Here is a 10,632-nt window from a genome sequence, read left to right as displayed (position 1 = left end):
CCCGGCCCCGACGGGTCCGCCCCCCAGTACCACCTGATCGCGACCCTGAACTTCGCCTCGCAGGAGGCGATGGCGGAGTCGATGGCCAGCCCGGAGGGCAAGGCCGCCACCGACGACCTGCCGAACTTCGCGATGGCGGGCGCCACGATGCTGGTCGGCGAGCGCACGGTCGTCGTCTGAGCGGTTCATGACGAAGGCCCCTCACCCGGTCGGGTGAGGGGCCTTCGTCGTACGAGGGTCAGGCGTTCGGGTCCGCCTGCTTGCTCACCAGGGCCGCGAGGCGGTCGCCGATGCTCTGGGTGTGGCCCGTGGCCTGGTGGTCCCGCGTCGCGAGGTCGAAGGCCACCGCGGCCTCGATCCGGCGGGCGGCGTCCGGACGGCCGACGTGGTCCAGCAGCAGCGCGACCGAGAGGATCGCCGCCGTCGGGTCCGCGATGCCCTGGCCCGCGATGTCCGGGGCGGAGCCGTGCACCGGCTCGAACATGCTCGGGTTCGTGCCGCTGGCGTCGATGTTGCCGCTCGCCGCGAGCCCGATGCCTCCGGTGACGGCCGCCGCGAGATCGGTCAGGATGTCCCCGAACAGGTTGTCCGTGACGATCACGTCGAACCGGCCCGGGTCCGTGACCAGGTGGATCGTCGTGGCGTCGACGTGCTGGTAGGCGACGGAGACGCCGGGGTGCTCGAGCGACACCTCCTCCACGATCCGGGACCACAGGGCGCCGGCGAAGGTGAGCACGTTCGTCTTGTGGACCAGCGTGACGTGCTTGCGCGGGCGCTTCTCCGCGCGGGTGAACGCGTCCCGGACGACCCGGTCGATGCCGAATGCCGTGTTCTGGCTGACCTCGGTGGCGATCTCGTGCGGGGTGTCCTTGCGCAGCAGGCCGCCGGTGCCGACGTACGGCCCCTCGGTGCCCTCGCGCACCACGACCAGGTCGATCGCGGGGTTGCCGGCCAGTGGACCGCGGACACCCGGGTAGAGCCGCGCGGGACGCAGGTTGACGTGGTGGTCCAGCTCGAACCGCAGGCGCAGCAGCAGGCCGCGCTCGAGGATGCCGCTGGGCACCGACGGGTCGCCGACGGCGCCGAGCAGGATCGCGTCGTGCTGCTTGAGCTCGGTGAGCACGGACTCCGGGAGCAGTTCGCCGGTGGAGTGCCAGCGCGCGGCGCCGAGGTCGTAGGTCGTGGTCTCCGCGCCCGGGGAGACCTCGTTGAGGACCTTCAGCGCCTCGTCGATGACCTCCGGCCCGATGCCGTCGCCGGGTATGACCGCAAGGCGCATGCCTGAGCTTCCTCTCTCCAGTTGGCTCACACTTCGGGGAGCAACGAGACGCTACCCTCTGTGCCGCCGTCCGATGACCAGCGTCCACTCGTTCGAGGTCACCCGGGCAGGTGAACCATGGGCGTCCGGAGGCCGATCCCGGCCCGGACGCCGCCCGTCACTACCCCGAGCGGGTCAGATTCTGCGCCCGGGCTACGCGGGCGTCGCGCCCGGGGTCGGCGGCGGCGTGGTCGGGAACACCCGACCGGGTGTCCACCGCATCGACGCCTCCCCCTCCGACGACGGGGAACCGAGCGCGACGGCGTGTTCCCCGGCCGGGTTCTGGGTGAGCACGACGAGCAGCGGGGCGTCCGCCGGCGCGGCCAGCGTCGTCCCGTCGTCCGCGGGGCTCAGCAGTTGCTCCGCCCCGGGCCCGTCGGTCAGCGGGTCCCACCGCCCGGGCACCTCCGCGACGTCGACGGGCGCGTCGGAGCCCTCCTCGTTGGGCCTGCTGACGTCGATCGGCCCGTAGTCCCCCTCGACGCGCACCCGCATCCGCAGCGGCGCCGCCGCCGCGTGCGGGTCGATGCCCAGGGCGGACAGCGACACGGGCAGCACCCAGGTGTCGGTGTCGAACACGTTGGTGTCCGTGACGCCGGTGAACCCGTTGACGGGCCGGGCGTCGAGCTCGGAGAAGCCGCCGCCGGTCAGCGGGTGCGCGAGGTCGACGGTGCGGGCGACGAGCACGTCCGTCCCCTCCTCCTTGACCAGCCCGGTCGCGTGGTCCGGCACCCCGTCGCCGTCGACGTCGAACTCGACGCTGGGCACCGTCGTCGCGCCGACGTCCGGGAGCGGGCCCCACATGGACACCGCCACCCCGATCGTGTCCCCGGCCCGCGCGACGCCGACATAGCGCAGGTCCCCGCCGTGCCCGGTCTCGTTCGCGACGCACTCGGTGATCCGCCGCTCGTCGCACAGCGGCAGCTCGGGGCTGGTCGCGAGCAGCCGGAACACCCCGGCGCGGGAGCGGTAGGCCTGCCGGCCGCTGCCCTGGTCCACGCCGGTGCCGCTCAGCCGGACCCCGTCGTCCTCGACCGTCGCGGCGAGCGACGAGACCGGTTTCGGCGCCGAGGTGACGGGCACCCGCAGCGTCGGGGAGCCGTCCGTCGGGGCCAGGGTGACCAGGCCCGACGCGTCGGCGAGGTACTGCCGCGCCTGGCCGTCCCGGGTGAGTTCCAGGGTGGGGTCCGGCGTCCGGCGCAGGGCCTCCGGGTCGACGGTCAGCCGGACGTCGACCGTCGCCTCGAGGCCGGGCAGCACCCGTATCCGCGACGGCGACGCCTCGATCGTCACGCCCGGCATCGTGGTGATCGCCCTGTAGTCGACGTCCAGCGCGGCCGGGGTGTCGCCGGTGTTCCGGACGTTGATCCGTTCCCGGCGTTCCAGCGGCTCCCCGGGCGGGACCTCGACCACCCCGAACGCGACACCGACGGCCCCCGGGTCGGTCGCGTTCCCGGCGAGCAGGATGGTGCGGACGGCCGCCGCCGCGTCGACCCGGCCCGCGCCGACCCGCATCGGCGCGAACACCGGGCCCGCGTGGTTCTCACCGGTGTGGACGTCCCCGCCCGCGGTGTCGACGATCGCGGCCTTGATCTCCTGCGGCGTCCAGTCCGGGTGGGCCTGCCGGACCAGCGCCGCGACGCCCGCGACGAACGGGGACGCCATCGACGTCCCGGATTTGCTCGCCCGCCCGGAGCCGGTGCCGACGGCCGCGGACACGATCGACTGGCCGGGCGCCGCGACGTCCGGCTTCACGCCCGGGCCCCGGCCGCCGCGCGCCGAGCTCTCGCTGATCGTGTCCTCGATCGAGGGCGTGCTCACGTAGCGCATCCCGGCGAGCGTGCCGTCGAGGTGCAGGCGCAGCGTGCCGGCGTCGAGGGCGGAGCGCAGGGCGCCCGTCGAGCCGGCGTCGAGCTGGAACATCGGCAGGTCCTTCGTGCCGCCGATCTGCGTCGACCCGAAGTCCGCCTGGGCCGAGGTGAGCACCGCGCCGACGGCGCCCGCCGCGGAGGCCTCCTCCGCCCGCTGGACGGAGCCGCAGGGGCGGCCCGAGTCGGCGTCCGGCCAGTCCAGCCAGACGATGTTGCCGGCGGCGCGGGCGGCGTCCGCGGCCGAGTAGGGCGCGCAGCCCTGGGCGTTGGCCGCGGAGAGCGCCACCACGTCCCCGGTGACGTCCGGGACGCCCGCGAAGTTCACGCTGTACTGCCCCGAGACGGTCCGGGCCTCGGGCGCGAGCTGCTCGGCGCCGTCGAGGAGGACGCCGGCGTCCCGCACGTTGCCGACGGCCAGGACGTCCGGGCTGTTGGAGGGGGCGGTCCCGGCGTCGAACACGTCGCCCGCGTTGCCGGCGGCCGCGACGACCACGACGCCGTTGTCCACGAGCTTCTGCACGAACTCGTTGACCGGGTCGTCGGGGGCGGCGAAGTCCGAGCCGAGCGAGAGGTTGACGACGTCGAGCCGGTCGTCGAAGTCGCCGTCGCCGTCGGGGTCGAGGGCACGGTCGAGCCCGGCCGGGGTGAGCGCGGTGGAGCCCTCGCAGCCGAAGATCCGGATCGCGTAGAGGCTCGCCGCGGGGGCCGAGCCGGGGCCGATCCGCATGCCGTTCAGGGCGTCCGGGGTCAGCGCGCGGTAGTCCCCGGTGAAGGTGGTGCCGTCCGCGTTCTCGCCGTAGCCCGCGGCCGTCCCGGCGACGTGGGTGCCGTGGCCGCCGCAGTCCAACGGGTCGTCGTCCGGGTGCGGGACGGACCTCGCCGGGTCCGAGCTGCTGGAGTCGTAATCGTCGCCGGCGAGGTCGACGCCGCCGACGACCTTCTCGGTGGGGAACGTGCCCCTGCCGGCCCGTGCCGCGTCGTAGGCCTCGATCGTGCCGGGGCCGCCGAGGTCCGCGTGGGTGTAGTCGATGCCGGTGTCGATGATCCCGATGCGGACGCCGTCGCCGAGCAGGCCGGTGTCCTGCCAGGTCTGCATCGCACGGCCGAGCTGCGCCGCGGCGGAGTTGCTCGGGCGGGCGGGGGTGATCCGGCGGACCGAGCGGACGCCGGGTGTGGTGACCAGCCGGCGGACGGTCGCGGGGTCCGCCCGGACGGCGACGCCGGGGACGGCGTTGCTGGTCCGGTAGAGCTCGCGCTCCCCCTCCGCTCCGCGCAGGGAACCCAGGATCCGGTTCACCGCGGCGTCGATGCGCGTGCGGGCGTCCGCGGCGGCGCGGCGGGCGATGTCCCGGCCCCGCGGGAGGGCGGAGCTGTAGTCGGCGAAGGCCGAGGTGTCGTCGAACTCGACGAACACGGCGTCGGTGCCCGTGCGGGGCGCCGCTTCCGCGGGGGCTGCTCCGAACGTGACGAGGGTGGCGGTGAGGCCGAGGCCCACGATCACCCTGGGCCAGCGCGACGGCCTCACCCGGCATCCCCCTTCACCGGACCGGCGGACGCGGGACGGCGAAGGTGAACCTAGGGCGACGGAGCGTCAGTGATCGACATCCGAGCGTGAGGCGCACCGGATCGGGGGTGGGATCTCACGCGGGCGGGTGGGCGGGGTTGCGCTCTCCCCTCCCGTGAACGAGCGAACGGCACTCTCGCTCACCACGTATGAGCGAGAGTGCCGAACGCGGAAGATCCACCAGGCGCGGTCAGTCGTCGAACGAGATCAGGCGGGTGGTCTTGGCCCCCACCGACGCGCCGATCGGGCCCAGCACACCCGGGTCGATAGCGCGGTCCACGCGGAGCAGCATGATCGCGTCCGTGCCGTCCGTGGTCTGGCTGATCTGCGCGGCCTCGATGTTCACCGCGGCCTCGCCCAGCAGCGAGCCGACGCGGCCCATGACGCCCGGCCGGTCCTCGTACTCGAGCAGCAGGACCTCGCCCTCGGCGCGCAGGTCGAAGTGGCGGCCGTTGACCTCGACGAGCTTCTCGGTCTGCGCGCGCCCGGTGAGGGTGCCGGACACGGTGATCGACTCGCCGTCGGGCATCGCGGCGCGAAGCTGCACGACCGAGCGGTGGTTCTCGCTCTCCGGCGCGGTGGTGAGCTCGACGGCGACGCCCCGCTCGGCGGCGAGCGCCGGGACGTTGACGAACGTGACCTGGTCCTCGACGACGTGGGTGAACACCCCGCGCAGCGCGGCCAGGGAGAGCACCGAGACGTCGTCCGACGCCAGCTCACCGGCGACGTCGACCGTCACCGACGTGGGCAGCCGGCCGGCGACGGCGTAGAGCACCGTGCCGAGCTTCTGCACCAGCGGCAGCCACGGCCGGACCTCCTCGCCGACCGAGCCGTTGATCTGCACGTTCACCGCGTCCGGCACGAACTCGCCGGCGAGGGCGAGCTGCACGGAGCGGGCGACGTCCGTGCCCGCGCGGTCCTGCGCCTCGTCCGTCGACGCGCCGAGGTGCGGGGTGACGGTGATGTTCTCCAGCTCGAACATGGGGCTGGAGGTGGTGGGCTCCTTGACGTAGACGTCGATACCGGCGCCGCCCACGTGCCCGGAGCGCACGGCTTCGGCCAGCGCGTCCTCGTCGATCAGGCCGCCGCGCGCGGCGTTGACGATCAGCACACCAGGCTTGGTCAGGGCGAGCTGGTCCTTGCCGATCAGGCCGAGGGTCTCCGGCGTCTTCGGCAGGTGGATCGAGATCGCGTCGGCGCGGCGCAGCAGGTCGTCCAGGCTCATCAGCTCGATGCCGAGCTGGGCGCCGCGGGCCGGCGCGACGTAGGGGTCGAACGCGAACAGCACGACGCCGAAGGCCGCCAGCCGCTGCGCGACGAGCTGGCCGATCTTGCCGAGGCCGACGATGCCGACGGTCTTGCCGTTCAGCTCGACGCCGCTGTAGCTGCTGCGCTTCCACTGGCCCTGACGCAGGCTCGCGTCCGCGGCCGGGATGTGCCGGGCGGTGGCGAGCAGCAGCGCGACGGCGTGCTCGGCGGCGGAGACGATGTTCGACGTCGGCGCGTTGACGACCATCACGCCGTGCGCCGTCGCGGCCGGCACGTCGACGTTGTCGAGGCCGACACCCGCGCGGGCGACGATCTTCAGCCGGGTGGAGGCGGCGAGGGCCTCGGCGTCGACCTTGGTGGCCGAGCGCACGAGCAGCGCGTCGGCGTCGGCGATGGCGGCCAGCAGGGCGGGGCGGTCCGTCCCGTCGACGTGGCGGATCTCGACGTCGGATCCCAGGAGCTCCACCGCGGAGGGCGCGAGCTTCTCGGCCAGGAGGACGACAGGACGGCTCGGACTGGTGACGGTGCTCACGGTGCTGCGATGCTCCCCGGATCGGGACGTGCGTGTTAACGATGGACGCGGCTGATTCTAGGTCCGTGGCCCCGCGCTGCCTCCCCCGCCGTGGATGATCGATTCCACCCGCCGGTCACAACCATGTGAACCGAGCGGTGCGGCGGGCTTCGTGCCCGTCACCACGGTCGCCGCGACCCACGGCCCGCCGTACCAGAACCGGGGTCCGAGACCGCGCCGCCGCAGGCCGGTGACACCGTGTCCGGCGAGCAGGGTCTCGTAGTCGCGGACGTGCCGGAAATCGACGAGCGCGAGGCGGCCCCCGGGACGGAGCACCCGCACGGCCTCGGCGACCGCCGCCGCCCTGCCCTCGGGGGACGGGATGGTGTGGATCGCGAGGCTCGACACGACGACGTCGAACTCGCCGTCGGCGAAGGGCATCGCGGTCATGTCCCCGGTGCAGAGGTCCACCCGATCGGAGACGCCCTCGGCGACGGCGTTGGCGCGCGTCGCGTCCGCCGAGCCGGACGGGTCGGTCCCGGCCCACAGGTCCAGGCCGACCGCGCGGCCCGACCGCAGCCGGCCGGCGACGAGCAGGAGCACCGCGCCCCGGCCGCACCCCATGTCCAGCACGCGGTCGCTGCCGCGCAGCCACAGCCCCTCGGCGAGCTCCGCCCAGACGGCGTACCTCCCGCGCAGGGCCGTGAACACGTAGGACGCGGCCGACGCCAGCAGGTATCCGCCGACGACCAGCTCCCAGACGACCGCCGCGAGGGGCCATCCGGGCGAGGCCCCGCCCGTCAGGAGGGTGACGAGGGCCAGGACCAGCAGGGCGAACCCGAGGCCGCCGAGCAGGGCCGGCACGAAGGGCGCGTCGATCCCGTACCGCCCGTGTCGCCCACCGGCCATGCGCCCTCCTCCCCCGCAAGGTGCAGCCTGCCCCGAGCCGGCCCGGGGCGCCACCGGGCCTCGCTCAGGCCGCGGCGAGCCCGGTCTGCTCGGCCAGCAGCTCGAACGAGCGGAACCAGCCCGCGCGGTCCACCACCGGGCACATCACGATCAGCTCGTCCGCGTCCGCGCGCACCGCGAAGTCCTCCAGGTAGCGGGTGACGACGTCCGGTGTCCCGGCCGCGGTGAAGCGCGTCATGGAGCGGACCTGGTCGCCGGCCGGCATGTCGAGGACCGCGTCGGCCTCGTCGTCGGTCAGCGTGCGCTCCCCGGCGCGCAGGAACTGCTTCACCCGGGTGCGCTGGACGGCCCGCAGCCGCCGGGCCGCCTCGTCCGCGGAGTCCGCGGCGACGACGTTCACCCCGGCCATCACGTGCGGCGCGCCGAGCTGCGCCGACGGCCGGAACTCGCGCCGGTACACCGTGACGGCCTGCTCCAGCGCGTCCGGGGCGAAGTGCGAGGCGAAGACGTACGGCAGCCCGAGGACGGCGGCGACCTGCGCCCCGTACAGCGACGAGCCCAGGATCGACAGCGGCACCTCGGTGCCCTGGCCGGGGAACGCCTCCACGCCCGGGACGAGGCTCTCCTCCGAGAGGAAGCCCTGCAGCTCCTGGACGTCCTGCGGGAACCGCTCCGAGGCCCGGGGGTCCCGGCGCAGCGCCGCGAAGGTCTGCTGGTCCGTGCCCGGAGCGCGGCCGAGGCCCAGCTCGATGCGGCCGGGGTGCAGCGTCGCGAGGGTCCCGAACTGCTCGGCGACCTGCAGCGGCGAGTGGTTCGGCAGCATCACGCCGCCCGCGCCGAGCGTGATCCGCTCGGTGTTCGCCGCGACGTGCCCGATCAGCACGCTCGTCGCCGACGACGCGATGGAGCGCATGTTGTGGTGCTCGGCGTACCAGATCCGGCGGAAGCCCCACCCCTCGGCGCGCTGCGCCAGGGTGACGCTCGCCTCCAACCCCTCCTTGATCGTCTCGCCCTTCCCGACGGAGGCGAGATCGAGCACGGACAGCGGCAGGGGCAAGGACACGACAGGAACCTCCGGGAAGACGAGTACTGACGAGTACAACGCCGCGACGCCGCCGCCTCTTCCACCCCCGGACACACGAACGGCGCTCTCGCGCGGACCTACCGCACGAGAGTGCCGTTCGTGCAACCCCTACGGGGTCACTTGGCCTTCTCGCCCACCCAGCTCATGAGGCCGCGGAGCTTCTCGCCCGTCTCCTCGATGGGGTGCTCGGCACCCTCCTTCTGGAGGCGGGTGAAGTTCGGGCGGCCGTTCTCGTCCTCGCCCACCCACTCGCGCGCGAACGTGCCGTCCTGGATCTCGCCCAGGATCTTCTTCATCTCCTGCTTGACCGCGGGCGTGATGACGCGCGGGCCGCGGGTGAGGTCGCCGTACTCGGCGGTGTCGGAGATGGAGAAGCGCTCGTTGGCGATGCCGCCCTCGTACATGAGGTCGACGATGAGCTTGAGCTCGTGCAGGCACTCGAAGTACGCGATCTCGGGGGCGTAGCCCGCCTCGGTCAGCACCTCGAAACCGGTCTGGACCAGCGCCGCGGCACCGCCGCAGAGGACGGCCTGCTCGCCGAACAGGTCGGTCTCGGTCTCCTCCTTGAAGGTGGTCTCGATGACGCCCGCGCGGGCGCCGCCGATCCCGGCCGCGTAGGAGAGGGCCAGCGCCTTGGCGTTGCCGGTGTAGTCCTGCTCGACCGCGATGAGCGCCGGGACGCCCTTGCCGTCGACGAACTGGCGGCGGACCAGGTGGCCCGGGCCCTTCGGGGCGACCATGGCCACGTCGACGTCCGCCGGCGGCTTGATCAGGTCGTAGCGGATGTTGAAGCCGTGGCCGAAGAAGATCGCGTCGCCGCTCTTGAGGTTCGGCGCGATGTCGTCGGCGTAGATGAAGCGCTGTTTGGTGTCCGGCGCCAGAATCATGATCACGTCGGCCCACGCGGAGGCCTCGGCCGGCGTGAGCACCTCCAGGCCCTCGTCCTGCGCCTTCTGGCGGCTCTTCGAGCCCTCGGGCAGGCCGATGCGCACGTCGACACCGGAGTCACGCAGCGACAGCGAGTGCGCGTGGCCCTGGCTGCCGTAGCCGATCACGGCGACCTTGCGGCCCTGGATGATCGACAGGTCGGCGTCGTCGTCGTAGTAGATGTTCACGCTCATGACGGGTGGGGATTCCTCTCAGCGGATCTGCAGAAAATCGGGTCTAGCGGACGGCGCTGGCCGTGATGGAGCGGGGACCGCGGCCGACGGCCACCATCCCGGACTGCACCATCTCGCGGATGCCGTAGGGCTCGAGTATGCGAAGCAGCGCGTGGAGCTTGTCCATCGTGCCGGTCGCCTCGATCGTGAGCGCCTCCGGTGCCACGTCGACCACCTTGGCGCGGAAGAGCTGCACGGCCTCGAGGACCTGGCTGCGCACGCCGGCGTCGGCGCGCACCTTGACGAGCAGCAGCTCGCGCTGCACGGAGGCGGCGGGCTCCAGCTCGACGATCTTGATGACGTTGACCAGCTTGTTGAGTTGCTTGGTCACCTGCTCGAGCGGGAAGTCGTCGACCGAGACCACGATCGTCATCCGGGAGACGCCCGGCTGCTCCGTCTGGCCGACGGCGAGCGAGATGATGTTGAAGCTGCGCCGGGAGAACAGGCCCGAGACGCGGGCCAGGACGCCGGGCTTGTCCTCGACGAGGACGGACAGCGTGTGCGTCTCCATCAGTCTTCCGCCCCGTCGTGCAGCGCCTGCTCGGTCACCGCGGACACCTCGTCGACGCCGGCCGAGAGCTCGTCACCCTCGAACAGCGGCCGGATGCCCCGCGCGGCCATCACCTCGTCGTTGCCGGTGCCGGCGGCGACCATCGGCCACACCTGCGCGTCCGCCCCGACCGTGAAGTCGATGACGACCGGCTGGTCGTTGATCTCCATGGCCTGGTAGATCACGCGGTCCACGTCGTCCTTGGACTCCGCGCGCAGCCCGACGCAGCCCATGGCCTCGGCGAGCAGCTTGAAGTCCGGGATCCGGTGCTTGTGCGTGCCGAGGTCCGTGCTCGAGTAGCGCTGCCCGTAGAACAGCGTCTGCCACTGCCGGACCATGCCGAGGTTGCCGTTGTTGATCACGGCCACCTTGATCGGGATGCCCTCGATCGCGCAG

The 10,632-nt window shown here is 73.0% G+C and carries 9 protein-coding genes; 1 reads left to right on the top strand and 8 read right to left on the bottom strand.

Annotation, left to right across the window (positions count from 1 at the left end; all coding sequences use genetic code 11):
• The coding region (locus tag JWP64_RS07620; RefSeq protein ID WP_297493885.1) for an EthD family reductase at positions 1–180 on the top strand (180 nt) is incomplete at its 5' end.
• A gap of 58 nt (positions 181–238) precedes the next feature.
• Here the strand turns inward: JWP64_RS07620 and JWP64_RS07615 are convergent.
• The 8 genes from JWP64_RS07615 to JWP64_RS07580 form a co-directional block, all read right to left on the bottom strand.
• Entirely contained in the window at positions 239–1,279 is a 1,041-nt protein-coding gene (locus JWP64_RS07615; RefSeq protein WP_297493883.1) for a 3-isopropylmalate dehydrogenase, read from the bottom strand.
• A 192-nt stretch (positions 1,280–1,471) separates the two neighbouring features.
• The gene (locus tag JWP64_RS07610; protein ID WP_297493881.1) at positions 1,472–4,714 is read right to left on the bottom strand and encodes a S8 family serine peptidase; all 3,243 of its coding nucleotides are present in this window, start codon (positions 4,712–4,714) and stop codon (positions 1,472–1,474) included.
• 229 nt (positions 4,715–4,943) lie between these two features.
• Complete coding sequence (gene serA / locus JWP64_RS07605; protein ID WP_297493880.1) at positions 4,944–6,554, bottom strand: phosphoglycerate dehydrogenase; 1,611 nt, start codon at positions 6,552–6,554, stop codon at positions 4,944–4,946.
• Between the two features lie 57 nt (positions 6,555–6,611).
• Positions 6,612–7,442, bottom strand: coding sequence for a class I SAM-dependent methyltransferase (locus tag JWP64_RS07600; protein WP_297493878.1), 831 nt, complete (start codon positions 7,440–7,442; stop codon positions 6,612–6,614).
• Between the two features lie 64 nt (positions 7,443–7,506).
• Positions 7,507–8,499 (bottom strand): LLM class flavin-dependent oxidoreductase, encoded by a 993-nt coding sequence (locus tag JWP64_RS07595; RefSeq protein ID WP_297493886.1) that lies wholly within the window; start codon positions 8,497–8,499, stop codon positions 7,507–7,509.
• A 143-nt stretch (positions 8,500–8,642) separates the two neighbouring features.
• Complete coding sequence (ilvC, locus tag JWP64_RS07590) at positions 8,643–9,647, bottom strand: ketol-acid reductoisomerase (RefSeq protein WP_297493877.1); 1,005 nt, start codon at positions 9,645–9,647, stop codon at positions 8,643–8,645.
• Between the two features lie 43 nt (positions 9,648–9,690).
• Positions 9,691–10,197, bottom strand: a complete 507-nt coding sequence (gene ilvN / locus JWP64_RS07585) for an acetolactate synthase small subunit (RefSeq protein ID WP_297493875.1) — start codon at positions 10,195–10,197, stop codon at positions 9,691–9,693.
• Positions 10,197–10,632 (bottom strand): thiamine pyrophosphate-dependent enzyme (locus JWP64_RS07580; protein ID WP_297493872.1); only part of this gene is annotated, 436 nt, incomplete at its 5' end. The genes ilvN and JWP64_RS07580, both read right to left, overlap by 1 nt.

Source organism: Pseudonocardia sp. (assembly GCF_025465255.1).
Classification (GTDB): Bacteria; Actinomycetota; Actinomycetes; order Mycobacteriales; family Pseudonocardiaceae; genus Pseudonocardia.
Note: the sequence above shows the minus strand (reverse complement) of the source record. Positions and strands in the feature narration are given on the sequence as shown.